The following is a 24,218-nucleotide window of genomic DNA, read 5'->3' on the forward strand; positions in this document are numbered from 1 at the left end:
CATTGCTTACATTTCTTAAACAAATGCCTTTTTAGCGCGAATCGCCAGCGATAACGCGAGCAAGTTGCAGATCATCAGGGTTTCCCCGAGGGCCTGAGACCACGCTGCCAACATCAATCCCGCACCGATCAGCAGGTAATAAAACAGCCCCAGCAATGCGCCGGCGGTGCCCAAACGATCGGTGTAATTGCTCAGTGCTGCGCCCAGAATGTTCGGGATCGCCATGCCGAACGCCAGTACCACCAGCAGCATCGGCAGCACGAACCAGACATGCGCTTCTAGCAGCCACACACCGATGCCACCGAGCAAACCGGCAAGCGCTGCCAGACGAATCAACTGCAGCGGACGGCAACCGATCTGCAGCAATTTTTTGTTAAGCCATGCTCCAAACCCTGAGGCCAATGCGAGCATCACGCCGCTGTAGCCGAACTCTGAACTGCTCAGTCCGAGACGTTCGAACTGAAAAGGCCCGAGGCTGTAATAGCTGAACAACGCGACGTTGAACGATGCGATCCACAGTGTCGAACGCCAGATACCGGGATCGCGCAACATGTCGCCCATGGTTGCGAACAGGCCAACGGAGGTCAGTTGTGGTGGACGGGTTTCCGGCAAGGCGCGCCAACTCCAAATCCACAAGGCCGATGCCAGCAACAGCAGCGCACCGAGCACGCCGCGATAACCGAAGCCCTGAACCAGGCTCGCGCCGCTGAACAAACCGATGGCCGGGCTGGCCGACAGCGCCATGCCCACCAGAGAAAACACCTGGGCCAGTTCGCTCCCGCGATAGCGGTCACGCAACAGCGTCTGGGTCACCACCGAGCCGACGGCGGCGCCGAATGCCGCCAGCGCCTGGGCCATCAACAGACCGTTGAAACTGCGCACGCTCAAGCCCAGTACACAGGCAACCGCATAAATCGCCAGACCGGCGAGCATCGAGGGCCGCCGGCCAATCCGGTCGCACACCCGGCCCCACGTCACCACACCAAACGCGAAAGCCAGGAAGTACACCGACAGGGTTTGCGCCGCTGCTTGCGGGCCAACATCAAATGCACGGCCGATATCCCCCAGCGCCGGGCTGAACAGGGTCTGGGCGATTTGCGGAAACATCAGCAGCGCAATCGCCAACATCAAAAACTTTCTATGGCTCATCACCATGACTCCTCAACAAAAACGCCGAGGAGTTTAAAAAGTCGCGACTGACGTATTATCCAAACCCTGACAATTTATCGTTGAAATCGGACAACCCATGGCCTGGCTCGAAGCCCACGACCGTTTTGACCCGGATCGCTTCCCGGCGCCGGTAATCGGCATCGCCTCTACCCTCGGCGATCACGACTCCGGCCTGCATCGGCATCAGCGCGGGCAACTGCTCTACACCCGACAGGGCTGCACGCGCATCACGCTGGCGCAGCAGCTGTGTCTGCTGCCGCCGTCGCGGGCGGCGTGGATTCCCGGTGGCGTCACGCATCGGGCGGTGATGCAGCAAAGCGTCGACTATCGCTCCATCTACCTGACGCCCGAGTTGTGTCGCGAGCTGCCGCAACAGGTCTGCGTGATCGAGGTCAGCCCGCTGCTGCGCGCCGTGCTGGAACCGATGGCGATGGCGGATTTCGCCACCGATTGGCAGCAAGGCAAATTCGTCCATCTGCTGGGGCTGTGCCTGAGTGAAATCCGTGGCGCGGCGCAGCAGCCGATGCTTTTGCCATTGCCGCAAGACAAACGCCTGGCGCCTCTGCTTGCACGCCCCGAACAACTGCCACCGGAGCTGCAAGTGCTGGAGCAACAGATCGGCGCCAGCAGCCGCACCATCGGCCGGATCTTCCAGAAGGAAACCGGCATGAGCTATCAACAATGGCGCCAGCAATGGCGATTGATGCGCGCCATGGAATTGCTCGCTACCGGCCGTAACCTCGGCTATTGCGCGTTTGAACTGGGTTTCGCCAGCGACAGCGCATTCATTGCGTTCTTCAAGACCATGACCGGCACGACGCCCGGCACCTGGCTGCGATAAGCAAACGACGACCGGCAGCAAAAATCATTTGCCACAAAATATTACCTGCGTCATATTACAGCCGTAATAACAACCCGTTTTTGCCGGTATCAGCCGCAGGTATTACGCCATGACCAGCATGCCCACCGTTGAACCCGATCTCGCCGTTCCGGTCAGCGCTTCCAAACCTCCCCTGCTCAAACGCCTGCTGTTGCCCACTGCGGGTCTGGCCGCGCTGGTGTTCGCCGGGTTGTACGCCGCGCATTGGTGGGGTGCCGGTCGATTTCTCGAAGAGACCGACGATGCCTACATTGGCGGTGACGTCACGGTGATCGGGCCGAAAGTCGCCGGTTACATCGAAGAAGTGTTGGTCAGCGACAACCAGCCGGTGAAGGCCGGCGACGTGCTGATCCGCCTCGACGCCCGCGACTATCGCGCCAATCTGGCCAAGGCCGAAGGCGCCGTCGCCGCCGAAGAAGCGCTGCTGGCCAACCTCGACGCCACCGAACAACTGCAACAAGCGGTGATCGGTCAGGCCCGCGCCGGCATCGATGCTGCCGGTGCCGAAACCGCCCGTTCCCGGGACGACAACGCACGCTACAAACGCCTGGTGACCACCAATGCAGTCTCGGTGGAAAGTGCGCAACGGGCCGACGCCACCTTCAAGACCGCGCAAGCCTTGAGCGCCAAGGCCCAGGCCGAACTGCTGGCTGCGCAACGCCAACTCACCGTGATCGAAACCCAGAAACAACAGGCCCGCGCCGCCCTCCAGCAAGCCCGGGCCGAGCGTGATCTGGCGCAACTCAACCTCGGCTACACCGAATTGCGCGCCCCGGTCGACGGCGTGATCGGCAACCGCCGCGCACGGGTCGGCGCCTACGCTCAGGCCGGTTCGCAACAATTGTCGGTGGTGCCGGCCAGCGGTCTGTGGGTCGATGCCAACTTCAAGGAAGACCAGTTGGCGCGGATGAAACCCGGCCAGCGCGTGAGCATCCGTGCCGACGTGTTGTCCGGTCAGGAATTCCACGGCCGCCTCGACAGCCTCGCCCCCGCCACCGGTTCGCAGTTCAGCGTGCTGCCGCCGGAAAACGCCACGGGCAACTTCACCAAGATCGTCCAGCGTGTGCCGGTGCGGATCCTGCTCGACCCCGCCGACGGCGTGCTCGGTCACCTGCGTCCGGGCCTGTCGGTGACGGCTGAAGTCGACACCCGTGCCCAGCCTGAAACCACCGCCGTGGCCAGCGCGCCATGAGCCGCGCCCTCGCCGTCCCTGCGCAGCCGTTCAATGCCGCCGAGATGGCGACGGCAACCAAAGTGTTCGCCTTCGCCACGATGTGCATCGGCATGTTCATCGCGTTGCTGGACATTCAGATCGTCTCGGCCTCGCTGCGGGATATCGGCGGCGGGTTGTCCGCCGGCACCGATGAAACGGCTTGGGTACAAACCAGTTACCTGATCGCCGAGATCATCGTGATCCCGCTGTCGGGTTGGCTGTCGCGGGTGTTCTCGACCCGCTGGCTGTTCTGCGCCTCGGCCGTCGGTTTTACCCTCGCCAGCCTGTTGTGCGGCGCGGCCTGGAACATCCAGAGCATGATCGCCTTTCGGGCGCTGCAAGGGTTTCTCGGCGGCTCGATGATTCCGTTGGTGTTCACCACGGCGTTCTTTTTCTTCACCGGCAAACAGCGAGTGATCGCCGCCGCGACCATCGGCGCCGTGGCGTCGCTGGCGCCGACATTGGGCCCGGTGATCGGTGGCTGGATCACCGACATCTCGTCCTGGCACTGGCTGTTCTACATCAACCTGGTGCCGGGGATTTTCGTCGCCGTGGCGGTGCCGATGCTGGTCAAGATCGATCAGCCGGAACTGTCGCTGCTCAAGGGCGCGGACTATCTGAGCATGGTGTTTCTGGCGCTGTTTCTCGGCTGCCTGGAATACACCCTCGAAGAAGGCCCGCGCTGGAACTGGTTCAGCGACCAGACCATCCTGACCACCGCGTGGATCAGCGCCCTGGCCGGCGTGGCGTTCGTTGGCCGCACGCTGCACGTGGCCAATCCGATCGTCGACCTGCGCGCGCTCAAGGATCGCAACTTCGCCCTCGGCTGCTTCTTTTCCTTCGTCACCGGGATCGGCCTGTTCGCGACGATTTACCTGACGCCGCTGTTTCTCGGCCGGGTGCGTGGCTACGGTGCGCTGGACATTGGTCTGGCGGTTTTTTCCACCGGGGTGTTCCAGATCATGGCGATTCCGCTGTACGCCTTTCTCGCCAATCGCATCGATCTGCGCTGGATCATGATGGCGGGCCTGGCGTTGTTTGCGTTGTCGATGTGGGAATTCAGTCCGATCACCCACGATTGGGGTGCCGGGCAATTGATGCTGCCGCAAGCCCTGCGCGGGATTGCCCAGCAACTGGCGGTGCCGCCGGCCGTGACGCTGACGCTTGGCGGGCTGGCCCCGGCGCGGTTGAAACACGCCTCGGGCCTGTTCAACCTGATGCGCAACCTGGGCGGTGCGATCGGGATTGCTGCTTGCGCGACCATTCTCAACGACCGCACCAACCTGCACTTCACGCGGTTGGCGGAGCATCTGAACAGCAGTAACGAAGCGTTGAATCAGTGGCTGGCCCAGGTCGGCGGCAACTTCGCTGCACTGGGTCAGAGCGGTGACGTCGGCATCACCGCCGGCCTGCATCAGTTATGGCTGCTGACCTACCGCGAGGCGCAGACCCAAACCTATGGCGACACGTTCCTGATGATCATGGTGTGCTTCGTGATCGCCACGGCGATGGTGCCCTTGATGCGCAAGGTGCAACCACCGGCCGCGCCGAGTGCCGATGCACATTGACCGATCAGGCTTGTGGGGTTTTGCGAAAGCCCACGGCCAGACGGTTCCAGCTGTTGATGGTGCTGATCGCCACGGTCAGGTCGACCATTTCTTTCGGCGAAAACTGGGCAGCGACCGCTTCGTAATCTTCGTCCGGGGCGTGGGTCAGGCTCAGTTGGGTCAGGGATTCGGTCCACAGCAGCGCGGCGCGCTCACGGTCGGTGAAGAACGGGGCTTCGCGCCAGGCCGTCACGGCGAACAATCGACGTGGGGTTTCGCCGCCCTTGATCGCGTCAGTGGTGTGCATGTCGATGCAGAACGCACAGCCATTGATTTGCGAGGCGCGCAGCTTGACCAGTTCGATCAGGGTCTTTTCCAGCGGCAGTTTCGAGACGGCGGTTTCCAGGGCGATCATCGCTTTCAGGGCGTCTGGGGAAGCGGTGTAGAAATCGGCACGAGGTTTCATGGTGGTTCTCCGGGGCGAGTGAATGTGTGGCTACGTTAGTCCCGGGGGCGGGTCAGGCAAATAGCCAATCTCCCGGAAGACGAGTAGGCCACTTGGTTGGCGTTAGAAAAGAAAGTGTCGGGGGGCAATTGCCAGCGCTCGTTCCGTGCCACTAGAATGCGATCAATTCTTAATTGCACACTTTTCGCACTCTCGATTGCACCTCTACATTGCAACCAGGCAACGGACGCCCGAAACGAGTATCTGCCCTTCATGTCGTCCCTCGATCAGCCCTTGAATCAGCAAGTCCAGACGCTCTACAGCGAACACCACGGGTGGCTGCAGGGCTGGTTGCAGCGCAAGCTGGGCAATCGCTGCGATGCGGCCGACCTGGCGCACGATACGTTCCTGCGCCTGCTCACCCGCCAGGTGATCAAACCGCTGGGCAGCGAACCCCGGGCGCTGTTGACGCACATTGCCAAAGGTCTGGTGATCGACCGCTGGCGCCGTCAGGACATCGAGCGCGCCTACCTGGAAACCATCACCAGCCTCCCCGCCGACGAGGTGCCGTCGCCGGAGACCCGTTATCTGATTCTCGAAACCCTGTGGCGCATCGAAGCGTTGCTGCGCGAGTTGCCGGCGCAGACCCGCGACACGTTCCTGCTGTCGCAGATCGAAGGCCTGACCTACGCGCAGATCGCCACGCGCCTGAGTGTTTCGCTGATCACCGTCAAACGTCACATGCGCGCCGCGTTCATTGCCTGCCTGAGTGTCGCCTGATGAGTTCGTCGATGATCAATCCGCAGATTCTCGGTGAAGCCGCCGACTGGCTGGTGCAGTTGCATTCGGGCAGCGCCTCGCCGTCCGATCATCAGGCCATCGCCCAGTGGCGCAACCGCAGCACCGAGCACGCCCAGGCCTGGCTGCGGGCCGAAGCGTTGCTGGGGGATTTACGAAGTGTGCCGGCCAATGTGGCGATCCAGACCTTGCAACGGGCTTCGCGCAAAGAAGGCCTCAGCCGTCGTCAGACGCTCACCCGCCTCGGCCTGCTGTTGATGGCGGGACCACTGGGCATCGCCTCGCAACATGTGCCGTGGCAGCAATGGACCGCCGATCAGCGCACCGCCGTCGGCGAGCAAAAAATGCTGCAACTGCCGGACGGCACTCAGTTGCTGCTCAACACCGACAGCGCCGTGAACATCGCTTTCAGCCCGGTCGAGCGCCGGGTCCTGCTGCTCAACGGCGAGGTGCTGATCAACACCGCCAGCGATGCCGCCGCCCGCCCGTTCATGGTCGAAACCCCACAAGGCGTGGCCCGTGCGTTCGGCACACGGTTCTGCGTGCGCACCGAGGGTTCGCGCAGCCTGGTGTCGGTGCTGGAGGGGCAAGTACAAATCACCCCGGAACTGCTCAAGCAAAATGCAATGCTCAAGGCCGGCGAGCGCCAGCGCTTCAAACTGAACGGCTTCGACAGCGCCGAAACCTTCGACACCGCTAGCCTGGCCTGGGACAAAGGCATGCTGCTGGCCAGCAACATGCGCCTGGACGAACTGCTCGGCGAACTGAGCCGCTATCGTCGGGGCGTCTTGCGCTGTCATCCGGACGTCGCGGCGATGCGCGTGTCCGGAGCATTTTCCCTGCGCGACACCGACGCCAGTCTGCGTCTGCTCAGCGACACCCTGCCGCTGAACATCAACAGCCTGACCCGCTATTGGCTGTCGGTCGAACCCCGTGTCTGAACCCGGTGAAATTATTTTCGATGTTCACTGATACCTTTTCGCGTCTCGTTCGGTGAGTGGATAGACCTTTCAATTCCACGCGCTCGACAGGATCGCCGAATGACCGCATTGCCCACGTCCCGCCCCGCCACTTTCCCGCTCAAGGCCCTGAACCTGAGCCTTGCCCTGGCCTTCGGCGCGCTGCTGCCGACCCTCGGCCACGCCGCCGACAGCACCCGCGAAAGCGCCAGCCAAAGTGTCAACATCGGCCCCGGCCTGCTCAGCCATGTGCTGGCGCAATTTGCGGTCAGCGTCGGCGTGCCGTTGTCGTTCGATCCGGCGCAACTGGGCAATCGCCAGAGCCCCGGCCTGCAAGGCAGTTACACCGTGCAGAGCGGTTTTGCCCGCTTGCTGGAAGGCAGCGGTTTCGAGCTGATCAGCACAGGCCACAACGGTTACACCGTAGCCCCGAAAGTCGCGGCGGACGGCGCACTGGAACTGGGCGCCACCAACGTCAGCGCCCTGCGCGATGACAGCGGCGACACCTACGGCGGCGAACAGGTCGCCCGCCGCGCGCAGGTCGGCATGCTCGGCAACCAGGAAGTCAACGACCTGCCCTTCAGCGTCACCAGTTACACCGCCAAGACCATGGCCGATCAACAGGCGCAAACCGTCGGCGACGTGCTGCTCAACGATGCCTCGGTGCGCCAGTCCAACGGCTTCGGCAACTTCTCGCAGATGTTCATGATCCGCGGTCTGCCGCTGGCCTCCGATGACATTTCCTATAACGGCCTCTACGGCGTGCTGCCCCGGCAGATCATCGCCGTCGAAGCGCTGGATCGGGTCGAGCTGTTCAAGGGCCCGAACGCGTTCGTCAACGGCGTGACCCCGAGCGGCAGCGGCATCGGTGGCGGGATCAACCTGCAACCCAAACGCGCCATGGACACGCCGACCCGCAGCGTCACACTCGACTACAGCGCCGACGGTCGGGTCGGCGGGCATCTGGATCTGGGCCAGCGCTTCGGCGAAGACAACCGCTTCGGTGCGCGGGTCAACCTGATGCAGCGCGAAGGTGACACCGCCGTCGATGACGAAGACCAGCGCTCGTCGCTGTTCAGCGTCGGCCTGGACTATCGCGGTGAACGCCTGCGGGTCTCGACCGACTTCGGTTATCAGAAGCAGGTGATCAATCAGGGGCGCTCGGTGATCTATGTCGATTCGAGCCTGACAAAAGCCCCCAAGGTGCCGGACGCCAACGCCAGCTACGCCCAGCGCTGGAGCTATTCGCAACTCGAAGACACCTTCGGCATGGCCCGCGCCGAATATGACCTGAACGACAACTGGACCGCCTACGTGTCCGGTGGTGCCAAGCACACCCGCGAGAACGGTGTTTACTCGTCGCTGACCGTCACCGATCTCAACGGCAGTGCCCGCGGCGGTATGCTCTACTCGCCCCACGACGAGGACAACCAGAGTGCAATGGCCGGGCTCAACGGTCGCTTCGACACCGGTCCCGTTAGCCATCAGTTGAACCTCGGTTGGGCCGGCATCTGGGGTGAACAGCGCTCGGCCTACGAAACCATCGGCAGCGCCGGGCGTTACAGCACCAACCTGTACAACGTCACCGACAAGCCGCGCCCGCCCGCCACCTCGTTTGCCAGCGATATCAACGACCCGCGCATCAGCGGCAAGAACACCCTGCGCAGCGAGGCGATTTCCGACACTCTCGGCTTCGTCGATGACCGCATCCTGCTGACCCTCGGCGTGCGCCGTCAGACACTGAAAGTCGACGGCTGGAGCACCGTCACCGGGGCACGCACGTCGAGTTATGACGAATCGATCACCACCCCGGTCTACGGCCTGGTGATCAAGCCGTGGGAACACGTGTCGTTCTACGCCAACCGCATCGAAGGCCTGGCCAAGGGCCCGACGCCGCCGACCACCGCGATCAACCGCGACGAAACCTTCGCCCCGGTGCGCAGCAAACAGGTCGAGGCCGGCGTGCGCCTGGACATGGGCAGCTACGGCGCCAGCCTCGGCGTCTACCGCATCGAACAGCCGTCGAGCTACACCCAGGACGGGATCTTCCGGGTCGACGGCCAGCAGACCAACAAAGGCGTGGAACTCAACGTCTACGGCGAACCGCTCGACGGCCTGCGCCTGCTCAGTGGCGCGACATTGATGAAGACGGAACTCGAAGGCAGCGCCAACGGCGTGAATGACGGCAACCGCGCCGTCGGGGTGCCGCGCTTCCAGTTCAACCTCGGCGCCGACTGGGACATTCCGGGCCTCGAAGGCGCCGCCCTCAGCGCCCGCATGTTGCGCACCGGCGGTCAGTACCTGAATGCGGCCAACACCCAGAGCATTCCGGCGTGGACCCGCTTCGACCTCGGCTCGCGCTACGCCTTCAAACTGGACGAAAAACAGATCACCCTGCGAGCCAATCTGGAAAACGTCGCCAACGAAGCCTACTGGGCCTCGGCCAACGGCGGCTACCTGACCCAGGGCACGCCGCGTACGCTGAAAGTCTCGGCGACTGTGGACTTCTGAGTCGCGGCACTTCATCTGCCGCCCCAACGAAAAAGAGCAGGCCGTGGCCTGCTCTTTTTTATGTTGGCGATCAGCGGTCCGAACGCATCAACTCACCAATGCCGCCGTCCATCGACAACACCGCAGCGCGATTGCGACCAGCGTTCTTGGCTTGATACAGCGCCGCATCGGCACGCTGGATGAACAATTCCGGGCTGTCGTTGCCCAGCGGAATGAACGAATAGCAGCCCAGGCTCACGGTGAGATAACCGGTGGGCGAGCCGCTGTGGGTGATGTGTTTGTCCATGACGCTGCGGCGGATCTGCCCGGCAATCGCCAGCGCGCCGTTGATGTCGGTGTCCGGCAACAGCACCGCAAACTCTTCGCCGCCGTAGCGCACCGCCAGATCGGATTTGCGCTGGCAGCAGTTTTTCACCACCAGAGCGACCTGGGTCAGGCAATGATCGCCGGCCACATGGCCGTAGGCATCGTTGTAGCGCTTGAAGAAATCGATATCGAGCATGATCAGGCTGACCGGACTCGACTGCCGGGCGCCCCGGGCGAACTCAATCTCCAGCGATTGCTCAAACAGGCGCCGGTTGGCCAGCCCGGTCAGACTGTCGTGAGTGGCAATCAGCTCCAGCGCCCGCTGGGCCTTGAGCAGGTTTTTCTCGATCCGCTCGCCGTCACGCACCTGATGGATGAACACCCAGCCAAACAGCCCAACCCCAAGCATCACCAGCGCCACGATGACGCTGGACTGGAAAGCGCGGTCATGCCAGCCCTTGAGAATCGTGTCCCGCGAGGAAGAGGCAGACACCACCAGCGGATAACTTTCGAGCTGCCGATAACCGTAAAGTCGTGTGACCCCATCGACCACAGAATCGATCATCGCCGTACCGGCGGAGGCATTGGGGAGCAGCGTCTGATAGATCTCGCCCTTGGCCAGCGAGGTACCGATCAACGCATCGTCGAACGGCCGGCGCGCAAGCAAAGTGCCGTCGGTCAGTCCGAGGAACATGGTGCCGTTGTCATCCAGGCTGAAGCTTTTGAAGAACCGGTCGAAGTACGACATCTTGATGCCGGCCAGCAACACGCCCTGGAAATTTCCGGCGCGGTCGTTGACCCGTTTGGAGATCGGGATAATCCAATCACCGTTTTCACGGCTGCGGATCGCCGGGCCGATGTGCGCCACGGCCGACACGTTCTGTTGGTGAAACTTGAAGTACTCGCGATCCGCCACGCCGTTGCCTCGCGGCAGATCAGGGAATGAGGTGATCACCCACTGCCCTTCGCGATCGAACAGGAACATGCCGTGCAACTGCTCCAGTTGCTGCACCCGGCGCGCGAAGGTTCTCTGCAAACGCGGCTTCTGCGCCGCGCCATAGCCGTCTTCCTGAATCCAGTCGACCAGGCTGGTCATCACCAGATCAGCGGCCAGAAAGGTGTCTTCGGCCTGCTGCGCCATCGCCCGGGTCAGGTTGGCCGAGGACATCTGCGCATTCGCCAGGTCCTGCCGGCGCGACTGCTCGATCTGCAAATACAGCAGACCGGACAGGCACAGACACACCGCAACGATGAACAGCACCGCCGCCTTGCGCAGCGGCAAACGCTTGAGTGTGCCGCCGGGGGCCTGATGCGGATCGTGAATGGGGATAGGCAAAAGCGTGTCCTGGGCAGGTACGACAGGGGCAAAGGCCCGAAACCCTTGTTTTTTGTGAGCGTAGCCCACCGGATAGTGCGGGGCAACCAAGTGCCACCGAGACAATCCCGACCCCGTTGATATCGGCGCGCAGCGGAAATGGATGACCTGCGCGGCGATTTATTTTTCAGAACTCGCCATGCTCTTAATCCACCAATGACGGTTGGGTAGCAACCGAGACGGTAAAGGCCACGACAAACAGCACGACGAGCACCCAGAACATCACCACAAGTATCTGCATGACGACCTTCAGGTTTTTATAAAGCCAGCGCAACCAATGGCCTTCGGGTTTAGCTTCCGAGCGAGTTCTGAGTACACCGTTCAAATAAAAGCCGAGAAGGGCCAACAGTGCGCCATCAATGAACAGCGCAGGCAGGCCGGCTGAGGGGAAAATGCTTCCCCACCGATAAAATGACGACCGGCTCAGGAACACCACATAACACGTGAGGCTGCCGTAGGGGATGGCTCTCCACCATTTACCGGTCAGTGCTCCGGCCATCAGGCACATCATCACCATGAACGGGTTGAGGAGAATATGGATCATCCAATCCAGTACGTCGGGGAAGTAGCCTGGGGAATTGATGCTGCGCCAGATATATTCAAACATTGTTCAGTTTCTTGCCTTCTATGGAGTCGGTGGTGCTTCCGTGCCGCTGTACGGTATCGGCGTATCCTCGGATGACATAAGCCCTGTCGTGTAAACATAAAAAAACAGGCGCCTGAAAAGGCGCCTGTTTTTGTAGTCGGTTACCGCTCAGGTCAGCGCGACGGCGGAACCCGGATATCCCCCGCCCGGCACTGGGTTTTCACGCCCTTGCCGCAGGCGCCGAATTGCAGGTCCTTGCCCATGCACACCCGTACTTCCGAGAGTTCCGGGCCGCTGCAGATCACGGCAATGCCGTCTGCCGGGATGCCCGGATTGCTCTTGCGGAACAGGTCGGCGATTTCTTGCGCTTCGAAGTAATAAGAGTTGCTGAACGGTTGCAGCTCTTGCGGGATTGTCACCGCCGCCACGGCTTTATCCGCTTCGTCGAAATAGCCCATTGCCCCGAGACCGCTGCAGGTACCGTGCTTGCTCCATTCGTGATCGAGGAGTTTCTTCGTCGGGAACAGCGTCAGGCCCTTGGCGGTTTCGGCGGCCGACAGGTTGGTCAGCGGCGGGCAGGATTCCGGCCAGCCGCCCTTGGCGTATTGCGGCCACAGGCCATGCAGGACAAAACCGTAGCCCTTGCCGGTGCACTGAGGATCGTCCTTGTGAGTCAGGCAGAACGTCGGCGACCAGGACAGCGTCAGCAGGTAGTAATCGAACACCCCCGCCACTGATTCCGTGGGTGCCTTGTTGGCATGCGACTGACGCGCCGAACTCAGGCCGATGCTACCGACCGTCAGCGCAATCAGCGCCATAATTGTAAAAAGCTTTTTCATCTTCCCGTTCCTTGGGACGCTGGCGTCCATGGTTTTTGTGATCTGACCGTCAAGTGGTCAGGGGCTGATTGAGTCATGCCAGTGTTGCAAGCGCATGACGCAAGGCAAAGCTGTACTACGTTGAAAGGTCTACGATTAATAAGCAGACACCAAAAACAGGGATCCCGAAATGAGTAAAGCAGACGAACTCGCCGCGAAGCTCAAGCAAACCCGGCACACCCACGCGGACGACATCACCTGCGCCGAACTGGAAATCGATTGCTGGCCGGCGGTGGTCTACGACCTGTATCACCGCATCGAGGGCTGGTTGCAACCGGTCACCGAGGTGGGACTGAAGATTCGGCGAAATCCTACCCATGTTTGCGAAAGTTCGCCGGAAGGCGAGACGCACGACTATGCCATCGACCAATTGATCATCGAGGCCAACCATCACAGCCTGACCTTTGATCCCATCGCGCGGTTCACCGAGGACGGTGCCGGTCGCGTGCAGATCGTCCTGCCGGGCCGGGACACTTCCCTGCTGCGGACCGTCGACGAACACGGCGAGAGTCATTGGTGGTTGCAGACGATCGAGACCGGGCAACAACTGGATGCGATTGCCCTGACGGAAAACAACCTGCTGCTGGTGGTTCAGGAAGGTCTCGGGTTGTAGGACGCTTCACTCCCGTCGCGCCGAGCAATAGTCGACGATCACCCGGGAAACCGCTTCGATCATTTGTGGATCGGCATGACTCGCCGTGAACAGACGAAACTCCGCGTCCGGCAGCGTCGGCAAACCCAGCTCTACACCGAGCGCCGCCAGGCCCTGCCCCAACTGGCTGGCGGCCATCGGCGCCACCGCGAACCCGGCCAACGCCGCGGCACGCAAGCCAGCGGTGCTGGTGCAGAGCATCGCGGTGCGCTGGGCAATGCCGGCCTGGGCCAGGCGGGTCAACGCGGCTTCGCGATACGGACAGGGTTCGGGGAACAGCGCCAGCGGCAACGGCGTCGGCAATTGGGCGACCGGTTGCGCCGACCACGCCCACACCAGCGGTTCCTGCCACAGCAACAACCCCGGCTCTCGGGTCTCGCACAGCGACCCGATGACCAACTCCAGATTGCCCTGCTTCATCTGGTTCAACAACGTACCGGGAATGTTGACCTGCACATCGATCTCCATGCCCGGATGCTGCGCCGCGCAGTCCTGCAGTGCCCGCAACAACCTTGGCTCGACAAAATCCTCCGACACGCCAATCCGCACCCTTCCCTGAAACGGCGTGCGCGTGAGCTGTGCCCAGGCGTCACGATTCAGCGCCAGAATCGTGCGCGCATAGGCGATCAAGCGCTCGCCATCCGCCGTCAATTGCTGGGAGCGGGTCGTGCGTTTGAGCAACGGTTTGCCGATCTGCTCTTCCAGCCGTCTCAGATGACCGCTGACCGCCGATTGGGTCAGGTGCAGTTTTTCGGCGGCACGGCTGAAGCCGTCCTCGTCGACAACGGTGACAAAGGTCTTCAACAACAGGGCGTCGAACATAGTTGAATACGTGATCAATGGCCGATTTATTTACGATTTATAGTGAGAAGCCAGCTATGTTGCAATGCCTCGCCTTCCCTACCCGAATGTCGAGGCTCACCGTGACCACCCTCCTGCACATCGAATGCTCTCCCCGCAAACAGCGCTCCGCGTCCATTGAAGTGGCGCACCGTTTCATTGAGCGCTATCGGCAAAATGATCCGCAGACCCAGGTTCGCACGCTCGATTTATGGAGCCTGCACCTGCCGGAGTTCGACGAGGACGCGATGAACGCCAAATACGCAGGCCTGAGTGGAACGCCGCTGACGCCGTCGCAACAATCGGCCTGGCAGACCCTCGAAGACCTCGCCGCCCACCTGCGCGGGGCCGATGTGCTGGTGTTCTCGGTGCCGCTGTGGAATTTCAGCATTCCCTACAAGCTCAAGCATTTCATCGACCTGGTGTCGCAGAAAGACATCCTCTTCAGCTTCGATCCGGAGCGCGGGTTGCGAGGTTTGCTGCAAGGCAAGAAAGCCGTCGTGGCCTATGCGCGGGGGATGGATTTTTCCGCGCAGTCGATCACGCCGGCCGAGCGTTTCGATTTTCAGAAACCGTACATGGAAGCGTGGCTGGAATTCATCGGCGTCAGCGATGTGCACGCGTTGATTGTCGAGAAAACGATCTTCGGTGAAGAGGTCGATCGCGATTCGCGGTTCGCCGCATCGCAACAAGCTCGGGATCTTGCGGACAACCTCAGCCGCCGAACCTGACACAACTGTAATCCGCGCCTCAGCCAACTGAAAGCCGGCGCTGGTTAGCCTCCCCGTCATTGGTCAAACGGGGACTTCCAGCGCATGCCTTCCACCACCTCAAGACGCACCTTTGTCAAAGGCCTGGCCGCCGGCGGTCTGCTCGGCGGCCTCGGTCTGTGGCGCACGCCAGTCTGGGCTTTGAACAGCCCCGATCAGGTAAATGAGCTCAGCGGCACCGACTTCGAGCTGTTCATCGGCGAAACCCCGGTCAACTTCACCGGCCAGCCGCGCACCGCGATGACCATCAACGGCGGCGTGCCCGGCCCGCTGCTGCGCTGGCGCGAAGGCGACACCGTGACCCTGCGGGTGCGCAACCGGCTCAAGGCCGACACCTCGATCCACTGGCACGGCATTCTGCTGCCGGCCAACATGGACGGCGTGCCGGGTCTGAGTTTTCACGGCATCGAACCGGGTGGCGTGTACGTCTATCAATTCAAGGTTAGCCAGCACGGCACCTACTGGTATCACAGCCATTCCGGGTTGCAGGAGCAGGCCGGCGTCTACGGGCCGCTGGTGATCGACGCCCGGGAGCCGGAGCCGTTCCACTACGACCGCGAGCATGTGGTGATGCTCAGCGACTGGACCGACGAAGACCCGGCCGGCCTGATGAAGACCCTGAAAAAGCAGTCCGACTACTACAACTTCCACAAGCGCACTGTCGGCGATTTCATCGATGACGTCGGCGAAAAAGGCTGGGGCGCCACCGTCGCTGATCGCACGATGTGGGCGCAGATGAAGATGAATCCCACCGACATCGCCGATGTCAGCGGCGCCACGTACACCTTCCTGATGAACGGCCACGCACCGGATTCCAACTGGACGGGGCTGTTCCGGCCCGGTGAAAAACTGCGTCTGCGGCTGATCAACGGTTCGGCCATGACTTACTTCGACGTGCGTATTCCCGGCTTGAAAATGACCGTGGTCGCCGCTGACGGCCTGCACGTCAAACCGGTCAGCGTCGACGAGTTGCGCATCGCCGTGGCGGAAACCTATGACGTGATCGTCGAGCCCGCTGCCGACGCCTACACCCTGTTCGCCCAGGCCATGGACCGCACCGGCTACGCCCGTGGCACCCTTGCCGCCCGCGCCGGGTTGTCGGCCCCGGTGCCGGCGCTGGACCCGCGCCCGCTGGTGACCATGGACGACATGGGCATGGGCGGCATGGATCATGGTTCGATGGACATGAGCGGCATGGATCACGCCAGCATGAACATGGGCCCGATGCAGTCGCACCCCGACAGCGAAAAAGACAACCCATTGGTGGACATGCAAGCCATGACCACCGCCCCGAAACTCGACGACCCCGGCCTCGGCCTGCGCAACAACGGGCGCCGCGTACTGACCTACGCCGACCTGCGCAGCACCTTCGAAGACCCCGACGGCCGCGACCCTGGCCGCACGATCGAACTGCACCTCACCGGCCACATGGAGAAATTCGCCTGGTCGCTCAACGGCATCAAGTTCTCCGACGCCGAGCCCCTGCGTTTGAAGTACGGCGAGCGCATCCGGCTGGTGCTGGTCAACGACACGATGATGACTCACCCCATCCACCTGCACGGCATGTGGAGCGATCTGGAAGACGAAAACGGCGACTTCCAGGTGCGCAAACACACCATCGACATGCCCCCCGGCACGCGCCGCAGCTATCGCGTGACCGCCGATGCGCTGGGCCGCTGGGCCTTTCACTGTCATCTGCTTTATCACATGGAAATGGGCATGTTCCGTGAAGTGCGGGTGGAAGAATGAGGACGCCGACCATGACTCGATTTGCCGTGTTTTCGTTGTCGCTCCTGACGCTGTCCTCGGCGTTCGCCGCCAGCGACATGCAGGGCATGGACCACAGCCAGATGGGCGATATGCAAAGCATGGACGACGGCATGATGCAGCCCGCCGCGCCAACTGAAAGCCGCACGCCGATCCCGAAGCTGACCGACGCCGACCGCGCCGCCGTGTTCACCAGTCACGGTGGCCACCAGGTGCACGACAGCACCCTCAACACTTACTTCCTCGCCGACAAACTCGAATGGCAGAACGGCGACGACGCCAGCACCCTGGCCTGGGATTTGTCTGGCTGGATCGGCGGCGACATCGATCGTCTGTGGCTGCGTTCCGAGGGTGAACGCAGCAACGGCAAGACCGAAGACGCGGAGATCCAGGCGCTGTGGGGCCACGCGATTTCGCCGTGGTGGGACGTGGTCAGCGGCGTGCGCCAGGACTTCAAACCCGGCGCCCCGCAAACCTGGGCCGCGCTCGGTCTGCAAGGCATGGCGCTGTACAACTTCGAAGCCGAAGCCACGGCATTCATCGGCGAAAACGGCCAGAGCGCCGTACGGCTGGAGGGCGACTACGACATCCTGCTGACCAATCGCCTGATCCTGCAGCCGACCGCCGAACTCAACGTCTATGGCAAAAACGACCCGCAACGCGGCCTCGGCTCCGGTCTCTCGAACACCGAAACCGGCTTGCGCTTGCGCTATGAAATCCGCCGCGAGTTTGCGCCGTACATCGGCGTGACCTGGAACCGCACCTACGGCAACACCGCCGATTACGCACGGGAAGAAGGCGAGGATCGCAGCGAAGCGCGACTCGTCCTCGGTGTACGGCTGTGGTTCTGAATCCGTTTCATCCACCCCTGAAAATCCACCGCCGAAGAGCGGTAAGAGGCCTCGCATGCGCATGATCAAGACAACCTTCATCCTCGCCACCGGATTGCTCTTGAGCACCCTGGCCCAGGCCCACCCGAAACTGCTGTCGTCGACCCCGGCCGAAGGCGCGGACGGCGCGCCACCGGAGAAAATCGAACTGCGTTTTTCCGAGAACCTGATGACCCAGTTCTCCGGCGCCAAACTGGTGATGACCGAAATGCCCGGCATGGCCCACTCGCCGATGCCGATGAAGGCCAAAGTCAGCGCCGGCAGCGACCCGAAAACCATGTTCATCACCCCGCTCTCGCCCTTGCCCGCCGGCACCTACAAGGTCGAATGGCGCGCGGTGTCGTCGGACACTCACCCGATCACCGGCAACGTCACGTTCAAAGTGAAGTGACCGATGGCCGACCTGATCAACATCCTCCTGCGGATGGCGTTGTACGTGGATTTGCTGCTGTTGTTCGGGGTGGCGTTGTTTGGGTTGTACAACGTTGACGCGACGCTGCGGTGTCGGCCGATGCTGCGCGGGATGGCGTTGATCGGGGCACTGCTGTCAGTGGCGGGCCTGGTGCTGATGACCCGCGCCATGAGCGGCGAAACGGAATTCGCGGCACTGTGGCCGCATCTGCAAATGATGCTGTTCGAAACCGATGTCGGGCTGGCGTGGGCGGTGCGGATGATTGCGCTGATCGTCGTGATGATCTGGCCGGGTGTGTGGCTGGCGTCGATAGCCGGCGCACTCGCCCTCGCCTCTCTGGCCTGGAGCGGGCACGGGGCGATGGATAACGCCTGGCATCTGCTCAGCGACATCCTGCACCTGCTCGCGGCAGGTGCGTGGATGGGCGCCATGCTGGCGTTGATCTTGATGTCGCGGCTCGACGCTCTGTTCAGCGAAACACGTATTCGTTCGCTGGCCGAGGCCGTCAAACGTTTCGAAGGCGTGGGCGCGGCGATTGTGTTCATCCTTTCCGTGAGCGGCGTACTGAATTACCTGTTCATCGTCGGCCCGACACTGGACGATGTCTTGCTCCGCACCTACGGGATGCTGCTGGCGATCAAGGTTGTGCTGTTTGCCGGCATGCTGGTTTTAGCAGCGCTGAACCGCTTTCACCTCGGCCCGTTGCTGGAAAAATCGTTGCGCGACGGCCAGCATCAAGTGGCGGCCAATGCCCTACGGCGCAGTGTTGCGGTGGAGCTCGGGATTGCGCTGTTGATCGTGGCGCTGGTGGCGTGGCTGGGGACGCTGGGGCCGGACGCGGGATGACACCCGGCAAACCCTTTCACTACACTGGCCCGCACTCCCACTGCACAAGCCCGATCTCCATGACAATTCGAAAAAACACGATGATCCTCTGCGGTTTGCTGGCGCTGGCCAGCACCGCCCATGCGCAAGAGCCAGTCTCACACCTGGACACCATCCAGCAACAAGGCCAGTTGCGCGTCTGCACCACCGGCGACTACAAACCCTACACCTTCAAGCGCGCAGACGGCGGTTTCGAAGGCATCGACATCGCCATGGCGCAATCCTTGGCCGACAGTCTCGGCGTGAAGATCGAATGGGTGCAGACCACGTGGAAAACCCTGATGCCGGACATGCAGGCCGGCAAGTGCGACATCGGCATGGGCGGCATTTCGGTAACGCTGGAGCGGCAGAAAAAGGCCTACTTCAGCAACACCCTCGACGTCGACGGCAAGATCCCGCTGGTGCGTTGCGCCGACCAGTCCAAGTACCAGACCATCGACCAGATCAACCAGCCGAACGTGCGCCTGGTCGAACCCGCCGGCGGCACCAACGAAGCCTTCGTCCACGCCTTCCTGCCCAAGGCGCAACTGGCCTTGCACGACAACGTGACGATCTTCGAACAACTGCTCGACAACAAGGCTGACGTGATGATCACCGACGCCTCCGAAGCGCGGTATCAACAGAAGCAGAAACCCGGTCTCTGCGCGGTCAACCCGGAGCAGTTCATGCAGTACGGGGAAAAGGCCTATTTGCTGCCGCGTGATGACATGAGCTGGAAGCTGTATGTCGATCAGTGGCTGCACTTGAGCAAGGTGACCGGGAAGTATCAGAAGGTTATTGGCGAGTGGCTGGCAGGGCCGCAGTGAGTCTTTCAGGACGAAATACGTAAAACGAAAAAGGGCGCCTCCATAGGCGCCCTTTTTTATGAGCAAAACACTGACGCCGTTCAATAACGCCTTGAAACATTTGGTGTTTATTTCGCGATTGCTCTGGAAAAAACGATACCCCCAAATCCCACCCCTCCCGCGCGCCTGCCCGGGAACACAACCTGAAACATCAACGATCGACCCCGCGGGTTCAGCTCAGGCGCCCGCGAGACAAGGAAAGCACCATGCAGTTCGTCCCCCTCACCGAGGCCAGCCCCGCCATTCAGGCCCACGTCCGCACCCTTCGAAACCAGGAAGACGTGCGCAAGTACATGTACACCTCCCATGAAATCAGCGACCAGGAACATGCGAACTGGCTGACGTCCCTCAAAGGCAATTCGCGCCAGCAAGTGTTTGTCGTGCTCAAGGAAGAACGCGCGGTTGGCGTTGTTTCACTCAATGCAATCAACACCGTACAGAAGACGGCTGATTGGGCGTTTTACCTCGACGTTCAACTACAAGGCAAAGGCCTGGGCAGCGTGGTCGAGTTCTGGATGCTGGATTACGCATTTGCCGAAGCGGGGCTGGAAAAGCTCAATTGCGAAGTGCTGGCGAGCAATCCGGCGGTGGTGAAAATGCATCAGAAGTTCGGATTTGAGCTGGAGGGCGTCAGACGGCAGAACATCCTCAAGGACGGCGAGCGTATTGATGTGGTGCTGCTGGGGATTACCAAAGATGAGTGGCTTTCCAAACGACCGGCATTGCAGCGGGTTGTCGAGCGCATCGGCGCGATCTAGGCCATACGAAAAAGGGCGCCCGCGATGGGCGCCCTTTTCTATTCAATCGTCATGCAACATGCCGGAGCTGTACTGGTTGAGACTGGCACCAATACCGGTGCCGCCGAACTTCAGCGTATTGGCGCTGGCGCGCCCTTCCGGCGACTGGCAATCCGAAGAAAAACAACTGGTAGTGGTCAACCCACCGGAGCCCGAACAGGCACTCAATACCGAGACAGCTGCAGCGATCAACAGCACTTTGACGACATTGGCACGCATGGTGGGGCTCCCCTGGGATCAAACGCGAAATAGCACGACCTTATGCCTGCATCGTAGGCGCTTGTGGGAGCTGGGAAGATGAAACTTTCTTGATCGACAGCGCGGGTTCAGGTTTGGGCAACCGCAGGCGAGGACTTCTCTTTCAATCACCCGCAGCCTCAAAAATGGTCTGTTGTACTTACCACGAAATTTTTAACAAAGGTTTACATCGGTTATTCATTTCGCTCGGTATAGTTTTTTGCAACTAGCGAGATTTGGATAAGACTCAATGCAGTCGAATAACACACTAATAGATCCTGAACTGATAAAGATTCGACGGCTGTTCGCAACACCCCTGGCGAGTATCCAATACCCGGATGCAGAAAGACTCAATGCTGAACTGAAAGTTATAATCACCCGCCGTATGGCGGAAGATCGCCGCGGCGCACATCGGAGTAATGAAGGTGGCTGGCAGTCTGCAAACGACTTCCCTGAATGGGGTGGCGAAGCCTGCGATGCATTGGTGACATTCGCCACCGACTTTGCCATTCAACTGACAGCGGTTCATAGCGACCAATATGGATTAACCGAACCCAGCTTCGAGTGGAAACTCAACGCGTGGGCAAACGTTAACGAGGCTGGCCACAGCAACTCCCTCCATGGGCACCCCGGTGCTTTTTGGTCAGGGGTTTACTGGGTCGACGCCGGCGGCCGCGAGGACGGTGCAGCGGTGGGCGGCGACCTGGAATTCGTAGACCCTCGGGGCATGGTCGCATCGACCTACAATCCTGCGCTGCGAATGAGAGTCGAAGATTGCCTGACTGCCGGCTTCAGTTGCAGGTGCGCCGCCAAAAGTGGAACCTTCATCATGTTTCCATCCTGGTTGATGCATTCCGTACAACGTTTTGAAGGAACGAGACCGCGAATTTCCATAGCCTTTAACTTCGGGGCTTAGGAAATTACGGCTAACTTTAATCACTACCTGGTTTCGTCGATTTATTGAAATGGCCGCTTTGACTTTTGGCTAAAGCGGCCACTAACAGATCATCAACGCCTGATCATTACTCGTTCAGATCCTTGACCAGATAATTGCCGACAATCTGCGACACACCGGTCAACGCCTCACGGACCAGCTCCGGCTCGGTGCGATAACGCAGCGGCTCGTAACCGTAAGTGTTGGCACCGTTGAACGCGGTAATCGGCTCATTGCGCTGCCAGATCAACTCCTCGCCGCGCTTCAACGAGCCGTTCACCACAATCGTCGGATACACCACACTGCTGAAACCCTGAGTCAGCGCAAAGCCCCAATTGACCACGGTCAACTTGACCTCTGCATCGGCCGGTTCATTCTCGGCAACCACCTTGAAACGGCCGGTCGCCGCCAGTTGATCTTCGAAACCTTTCTTGACCAACTTGCCCAAGTCGATATCAGCACTCGCCATGTTGTACTGAATCGCCTCGACCGTGGACATCGACGCCAGATCCCCAGCCTTCAACCCCGCCGCAAACCCGGCCCCACTGAGCGCCGCCGTACCCAGCTTCCCGGCACCCGACGCCATCCCTACACCCGCGCCGACGCCGGCACCCAACGCAGCACCCCAAGCCTGTTCACGGCCCATGTAGGTCATTTCCTTGTTGCTCCACGTCACCGGGAGAATCTTCACCGTGTGGATTTGAGTGCGGTATTCGGGTTTGAACTTCTGATTGGCACAGCCTGTAAGGAACAGGACGGCGAACATCACGACAACTAGTTTTTTCATGAACGACTCAAAGACGCTAAAAGGTTATGCGTAAGTTGTCGTCCGTGTGGGGGAATTCTGAAGAACCAATGCCCTTCCGTGGCACGGAGCTGAACATACGCCACGGAAGGGCTTTCGATTACACCTTGATTTCGACGTTATCCAGCGCCTGATTCACAGCCAACCCCGCGACCATCACCACTTGAGCAATACCCAACGCGGTTTTGCGGTGGGCGGGCTCCAGGATGGCGGCGAAGTTGTTGAGCATTTCGGCGATGGAGCCGAGGGATTCGCTGGCGTTGGCCAACAGGGACTCACTGTCGTAGGCCGAATTGGCCAGGAACATGGGGTCGTGTTTGTGGTGACTGCCCATGATGCGTTGTTGCGGGGTGAGGTAATGGTCGAGGGCGCGTTCGGCGGCTTCGTTTAGGGTTCTTGAATCAGGGAATTGATAAGGTGAAACCGGATCGGTTTCTGGTGGGTTGGGTGTTGGTTTGATCATGGATGAGACTCCTAACACTTTTAGTGAAGGCTTCACCCTTTCGCTACCAAACGAAGGGTGGCGGCCATGAACAGGTTGGTAGACCGGGTGCTAGGAGCCGGCGCGCCCGAAGACGCCCTGTACATGACCACCATAGACCCCCGATCGAAATCACGATCGGTGACGGTGACGCTGTACATCTAACACGCGGGCTACCAAACCCGGTCACTGGTTTTCAGCGACCCGAGAACGACAAAAGCCACGGCCTAGACGCACAAGCCGGCGGATTCTGTCTTAGGTGTAGGGGGTGGCGCAAGGCTGTGTAGGGCTTGGATGATGGTTGAAGGGGTCATTTAAACAAGCGAGTTTTTTATGTTTAAAAAGCTCGGAATTTACGATTGGCGAATTTCCCCCCAACCGCGCCGTTTCACTCGGCTCGATGATGGATCGGACTGACCCCTCTTTTACTTCCAGCAAATAAAGATCCAAACGCCTTGCTGCTAACCCGCGTACCAGGTGTGTACCAACTTTGTGTTCCTCCCTCTGCCACCCTTCTCTTCTACCGACGGCTTTAGAAAATCTTAAGCATCGGTTCTCGGCTCCAATCACCAGCACTGTCTATCGTCAGCCCAGGCGAGTTTTTGTGAGAGTTAAATCGCGCGCGTGGAAGACCGGACAACTATCTCGTCTACGCTTCATCCCGTTTTCAGGTTGCCCCCTGGAAAAAGGCAACATTGGTAATTTCATCTATTAAACCCTTTAAAATCAATTAGTTGGCGATATATTACCTCTTTCCTTATCAAATATTACCTTCAAAGGTAATACGTCAAAGCCATGGTCTATAAAGGCTGTAGCCAATTTTTAGCTCCGGCTTACCAAAATTACCTTTTTCCCAGCCTAGAACTGCAATTTGTCCCCTCATCTGCCCTGCTATGCTTCCTGCTTTCCGGATGGAGCCGAATGTATAACCAGCGAATATTCACTTACCGTCGTTCTAGAAAAAATGTACGAAAATCAGCTTGGCCTCGAAGCTGCGTTGATGGAGTTGGTACTCTTTACAGAGCAGCAAGGTCACGAGATTGTTGGGTAAAATGCCCGCAGCGCCTTGGAGCGAATTGGCGAGAACGCAGGTTTTATCAAGCAGGGTATAACTCGGCTAAGAAACGTCGAAAACGACTAAGCAACGCTATTGGCTCCCTGTCCCGCAATGAGCAGAAGATTTCGCCTCTTGGGACGAGAAAAACACGGCTGCGTTCATACTCGAGTCAGCGATT

24 protein-coding genes and 1 pseudogene are annotated in these 24,218 nt (G+C 60.4%); 16 read left to right on the forward strand and 9 right to left on the reverse strand.

The features are described from left to right. Positions 1 to 15 precede the first annotated feature (15 nt). Complete coding sequence (locus AC1RMX_RS24220) at positions 16 to 1,149, reverse strand: MFS transporter (RefSeq protein WP_493073220.1); 1,134 nt, start codon at positions 1,147 to 1,149, stop codon at positions 16 to 18. 97 nt (positions 1,150 to 1,246) lie between these two features. Between AC1RMX_RS24220 and AC1RMX_RS24225 the strand changes: the two genes are divergently transcribed. The 3 genes from AC1RMX_RS24225 to AC1RMX_RS24235 all read left to right on the forward strand — a co-directional run bounded on the left by AC1RMX_RS24225 (position 1,247) and on the right by AC1RMX_RS24235 (position 4,831). Continuing rightward, positions 1,247 to 2,011, forward strand: a complete 765-nt coding sequence (locus AC1RMX_RS24225; protein ID WP_493073222.1) for an AraC family transcriptional regulator — start codon at positions 1,247 to 1,249, stop codon at positions 2,009 to 2,011. Between the two features lie 109 nt (positions 2,012 to 2,120). Continuing rightward, the gene (locus AC1RMX_RS24230) at positions 2,121 to 3,242 is read left to right on the forward strand and encodes an HlyD family secretion protein (RefSeq protein WP_096822021.1); all 1,122 of its coding nucleotides are present in this window, start codon (positions 2,121 to 2,123) and stop codon (positions 3,240 to 3,242) included. Then, positions 3,239 to 4,831 (forward strand): DHA2 family efflux MFS transporter permease subunit, encoded by a 1,593-nt coding sequence (locus AC1RMX_RS24235; protein ID WP_096822022.1) that lies wholly within the window; start codon positions 3,239 to 3,241, stop codon positions 4,829 to 4,831. Before AC1RMX_RS24230 ends, AC1RMX_RS24235 begins: the two co-directional genes overlap by 4 nt. 4 nt (positions 4,832 to 4,835) lie before the next feature. Here the strand turns inward: AC1RMX_RS24235 and AC1RMX_RS24240 are convergent, their stop codons facing one another. Next, positions 4,836 to 5,276: a carboxymuconolactone decarboxylase family protein gene (locus tag AC1RMX_RS24240; protein ID WP_096822023.1), complete on the reverse strand. Its 441-nt coding sequence runs from the start codon at positions 5,274 to 5,276 to the stop codon at positions 4,836 to 4,838. A 252-nt stretch (positions 5,277 to 5,528) separates the two neighbouring features. Between AC1RMX_RS24240 and AC1RMX_RS24245 the strand changes: the two genes are divergently transcribed. The 3 genes from AC1RMX_RS24245 to AC1RMX_RS24255 all read left to right on the forward strand — a co-directional run bounded on the left by AC1RMX_RS24245 (position 5,529) and on the right by AC1RMX_RS24255 (position 9,523). Next, a complete protein-coding gene (locus tag AC1RMX_RS24245; protein WP_493073223.1) occupies positions 5,529 to 6,035 on the forward strand; it encodes a sigma-70 family RNA polymerase sigma factor in 507 nt (168 codons plus the stop codon). Beyond that, positions 6,035 to 6,994: a FecR domain-containing protein gene (locus AC1RMX_RS24250; protein ID WP_493073224.1), complete on the forward strand. Its 960-nt coding sequence runs from the start codon at positions 6,035 to 6,037 to the stop codon at positions 6,992 to 6,994. Before AC1RMX_RS24245 ends, AC1RMX_RS24250 begins: the two co-directional genes overlap by 1 nt. Before the next feature lie 99 nt (positions 6,995 to 7,093). Then, positions 7,094 to 9,523, forward strand: coding sequence for a TonB-dependent siderophore receptor (locus AC1RMX_RS24255; protein ID WP_493073225.1), 2,430 nt, complete (start codon positions 7,094 to 7,096; stop codon positions 9,521 to 9,523). 70 nt (positions 9,524 to 9,593) lie between these two features. On the opposite strand, the gene AC1RMX_RS24260 is transcribed toward AC1RMX_RS24255, so the two are convergent. From AC1RMX_RS24260 to AC1RMX_RS24270, 3 genes are all read right to left on the reverse strand, one after another. After that, positions 9,594 to 11,165: a sensor domain-containing diguanylate cyclase gene (locus AC1RMX_RS24260; RefSeq protein ID WP_096822027.1), complete on the reverse strand. Its 1,572-nt coding sequence runs from the start codon at positions 11,163 to 11,165 to the stop codon at positions 9,594 to 9,596. Between the two features lie 184 nt (positions 11,166 to 11,349). Further along, the gene (locus AC1RMX_RS24265) at positions 11,350 to 11,811 is read right to left on the reverse strand and encodes a hypothetical protein (RefSeq protein ID WP_192558536.1); all 462 of its coding nucleotides are present in this window, start codon (positions 11,809 to 11,811) and stop codon (positions 11,350 to 11,352) included. A 152-nt stretch (positions 11,812 to 11,963) separates the two neighbouring features. Then, the gene (locus AC1RMX_RS24270) at positions 11,964 to 12,629 is read right to left on the reverse strand and encodes a ribonuclease T2 (protein WP_096822029.1); all 666 of its coding nucleotides are present in this window, start codon (positions 12,627 to 12,629) and stop codon (positions 11,964 to 11,966) included. Positions 12,630 to 12,798: 169 nt separating this feature from the next. Here AC1RMX_RS24270 and AC1RMX_RS24275 point away from each other — a divergent pair, with 169 nt between their 5' ends. After that, positions 12,799 to 13,281, forward strand: a complete 483-nt coding sequence (locus AC1RMX_RS24275) for a hypothetical protein (protein ID WP_096822030.1) — start codon at positions 12,799 to 12,801, stop codon at positions 13,279 to 13,281. A gap of 6 nt (positions 13,282 to 13,287) precedes the next feature. Here AC1RMX_RS24275 and AC1RMX_RS24280 read toward each other — a convergent pair whose 3' ends face one another. Continuing rightward, positions 13,288 to 14,142, reverse strand: coding sequence for a LysR substrate-binding domain-containing protein (locus AC1RMX_RS24280; protein WP_192558537.1), 855 nt, complete (start codon positions 14,140 to 14,142; stop codon positions 13,288 to 13,290). A gap of 101 nt (positions 14,143 to 14,243) precedes the next feature. Here AC1RMX_RS24280 and AC1RMX_RS24285 point away from each other — a divergent pair, with 101 nt between their 5' ends. From AC1RMX_RS24285 to pseH, 7 genes are all read left to right on the forward strand, one after another. Then, entirely contained in the window at positions 14,244 to 14,891 is a 648-nt protein-coding gene (locus tag AC1RMX_RS24285; protein WP_493073227.1) for an FMN-dependent NADH-azoreductase, read from the forward strand. A gap of 84 nt (positions 14,892 to 14,975) precedes the next feature. After that, the gene (locus AC1RMX_RS24290; protein WP_493073228.1) at positions 14,976 to 16,679 is read left to right on the forward strand and encodes a copper resistance system multicopper oxidase; all 1,704 of its coding nucleotides are present in this window, start codon (positions 14,976 to 14,978) and stop codon (positions 16,677 to 16,679) included. Positions 16,680 to 16,690: 11 nt separating this feature from the next. Next, positions 16,691 to 17,548 (forward strand): copper resistance protein B, encoded by an 858-nt coding sequence (locus AC1RMX_RS24295; RefSeq protein WP_493073229.1) that lies wholly within the window; start codon positions 16,691 to 16,693, stop codon positions 17,546 to 17,548. Positions 17,549 to 17,603: 55 nt separating this feature from the next. Further along, positions 17,604 to 17,978 carry a copper homeostasis periplasmic binding protein CopC gene (copC, locus tag AC1RMX_RS24300; protein WP_493073231.1) on the forward strand — a complete coding sequence of 125 codons (375 nt, stop codon included), beginning with the start codon at positions 17,604 to 17,606 and terminating at the stop codon, positions 17,976 to 17,978. 3 nt (positions 17,979 to 17,981) lie between these two features. Beyond that, positions 17,982 to 18,845 carry a copper homeostasis membrane protein CopD gene (gene copD / locus AC1RMX_RS24305; RefSeq protein WP_493073232.1) on the forward strand — a complete coding sequence of 288 codons (864 nt, stop codon included), beginning with the start codon at positions 17,982 to 17,984 and terminating at the stop codon, positions 18,843 to 18,845. A 59-nt stretch (positions 18,846 to 18,904) separates the two neighbouring features. After that, positions 18,905 to 19,690: a transporter substrate-binding domain-containing protein gene (locus AC1RMX_RS24310; protein ID WP_493066525.1), complete on the forward strand. Its 786-nt coding sequence runs from the start codon at positions 18,905 to 18,907 to the stop codon at positions 19,688 to 19,690. A gap of 245 nt (positions 19,691 to 19,935) precedes the next feature. Next, positions 19,936 to 20,487, forward strand: a complete 552-nt coding sequence (gene pseH, locus AC1RMX_RS24315; RefSeq protein WP_493073233.1) for a UDP-4-amino-4,6-dideoxy-N-acetyl-beta-L-altrosamine N-acetyltransferase — start codon at positions 19,936 to 19,938, stop codon at positions 20,485 to 20,487. A 42-nt stretch (positions 20,488 to 20,529) separates the two neighbouring features. Here pseH and AC1RMX_RS24320 read toward each other — a convergent pair whose 3' ends face one another. Continuing rightward, positions 20,530 to 20,745: a hypothetical protein gene (locus tag AC1RMX_RS24320; RefSeq protein ID WP_096822039.1), complete on the reverse strand. Its 216-nt coding sequence runs from the start codon at positions 20,743 to 20,745 to the stop codon at positions 20,530 to 20,532. A gap of 268 nt (positions 20,746 to 21,013) precedes the next feature. Between AC1RMX_RS24320 and AC1RMX_RS24325 the strand changes: the two genes are divergently transcribed. Further along, positions 21,014 to 21,679: a TIGR02466 family protein gene (locus tag AC1RMX_RS24325; protein ID WP_493073234.1), complete on the forward strand. Its 666-nt coding sequence runs from the start codon at positions 21,014 to 21,016 to the stop codon at positions 21,677 to 21,679. Positions 21,680 to 21,785: 106 nt separating this feature from the next. Here the strand turns inward: AC1RMX_RS24325 and AC1RMX_RS24330 are convergent, their stop codons facing one another. Both AC1RMX_RS24330 and AC1RMX_RS24335 read right to left on the reverse strand, forming a co-directional pair. Continuing rightward, positions 21,786 to 22,484, reverse strand: coding sequence for a hypothetical protein (locus AC1RMX_RS24330; RefSeq protein ID WP_493073236.1), 699 nt, complete (start codon positions 22,482 to 22,484; stop codon positions 21,786 to 21,788). 118 nt (positions 22,485 to 22,602) lie between these two features. Continuing rightward, positions 22,603 to 22,965 carry a DUF6124 family protein gene (locus AC1RMX_RS24335; protein WP_493073237.1) on the reverse strand — a complete coding sequence of 121 codons (363 nt, stop codon included), beginning with the start codon at positions 22,963 to 22,965 and terminating at the stop codon, positions 22,603 to 22,605. A gap of 943 nt (positions 22,966 to 23,908) precedes the next feature. On the opposite strand from AC1RMX_RS24335, the pseudogene AC1RMX_RS24340 reads away from it, so the two are divergent. Beyond that, positions 23,909 to 24,124, forward strand: a pseudogene (locus tag AC1RMX_RS24340) (hypothetical protein). Positions 24,125 to 24,218 lie beyond the last annotated feature (94 nt).

The sequence above is a fragment of the Pseudomonas sp. GW822-FHT03F04 genome (genome assembly GCF_058801405.1).

Coding starts and splice junctions, on each gene's coding strand:
- AC1RMX_RS24240 (WP_096822023.1), bottom strand. CDS start 5,276: ATGAAACCTCGTGCCGATTTCTACACCGCTTCCCCAGACGCCCTGAAA.
- copC (WP_493073231.1), top strand. CDS start 17,604: ATGCGCATGATCAAGACAACCTTCATCCTCGCCACCGGATTGCTCTTG.
- AC1RMX_RS24320 (WP_096822039.1), bottom strand. CDS start 20,745: ATGCGTGCCAATGTCGTCAAAGTGCTGTTGATCGCTGCAGCTGTCTCG.
- AC1RMX_RS24225 (WP_493073222.1), top strand. CDS start 1,247: ATGGCCTGGCTCGAAGCCCACGACCGTTTTGACCCGGATCGCTTCCCG.
- AC1RMX_RS24330 (WP_493073236.1), bottom strand. CDS start 22,484: ATGAAAAAACTAGTTGTCGTGATGTTCGCCGTCCTGTTCCTTACAGGC.
- AC1RMX_RS24265 (WP_192558536.1), bottom strand. CDS start 11,811: ATGTTTGAATATATCTGGCGCAGCATCAATTCCCCAGGCTACTTCCCC.
- AC1RMX_RS24250 (WP_493073224.1), top strand. CDS start 6,035: ATGAGTTCGTCGATGATCAATCCGCAGATTCTCGGTGAAGCCGCCGAC.
- pseH (WP_493073233.1), top strand. CDS start 19,936: ATGCAGTTCGTCCCCCTCACCGAGGCCAGCCCCGCCATTCAGGCCCAC.
- AC1RMX_RS24325 (WP_493073234.1), top strand. CDS start 21,014: ATGCAGTCGAATAACACACTAATAGATCCTGAACTGATAAAGATTCGA.
- AC1RMX_RS24230 (WP_096822021.1), top strand. CDS start 2,121: ATGACCAGCATGCCCACCGTTGAACCCGATCTCGCCGTTCCGGTCAGC.
- AC1RMX_RS24255 (WP_493073225.1), top strand. CDS start 7,094: ATGACCGCATTGCCCACGTCCCGCCCCGCCACTTTCCCGCTCAAGGCC.
- AC1RMX_RS24290 (WP_493073228.1), top strand. CDS start 14,976: ATGCCTTCCACCACCTCAAGACGCACCTTTGTCAAAGGCCTGGCCGCC.
- AC1RMX_RS24245 (WP_493073223.1), top strand. CDS start 5,529: ATGTCGTCCCTCGATCAGCCCTTGAATCAGCAAGTCCAGACGCTCTAC.
- AC1RMX_RS24310 (WP_493066525.1), top strand. CDS start 18,905: ATGACAATTCGAAAAAACACGATGATCCTCTGCGGTTTGCTGGCGCTG.
- AC1RMX_RS24335 (WP_493073237.1), bottom strand. CDS start 22,965: ATGATCAAACCAACACCCAACCCACCAGAAACCGATCCGGTTTCACCT.
- AC1RMX_RS24295 (WP_493073229.1), top strand. CDS start 16,691: ATGACTCGATTTGCCGTGTTTTCGTTGTCGCTCCTGACGCTGTCCTCG.
- copD (WP_493073232.1), top strand. CDS start 17,982: ATGGCCGACCTGATCAACATCCTCCTGCGGATGGCGTTGTACGTGGAT.
- AC1RMX_RS24280 (WP_192558537.1), bottom strand. CDS start 14,142: ATGTTCGACGCCCTGTTGTTGAAGACCTTTGTCACCGTTGTCGACGAG.
- AC1RMX_RS24220 (WP_493073220.1), bottom strand. CDS start 1,149: ATGAGCCATAGAAAGTTTTTGATGTTGGCGATTGCGCTGCTGATGTTT.
- AC1RMX_RS24275 (WP_096822030.1), top strand. CDS start 12,799: ATGAGTAAAGCAGACGAACTCGCCGCGAAGCTCAAGCAAACCCGGCAC.
- AC1RMX_RS24270 (WP_096822029.1), bottom strand. CDS start 12,629: ATGAAAAAGCTTTTTACAATTATGGCGCTGATTGCGCTGACGGTCGGT.
- AC1RMX_RS24235 (WP_096822022.1), top strand. CDS start 3,239: ATGAGCCGCGCCCTCGCCGTCCCTGCGCAGCCGTTCAATGCCGCCGAG.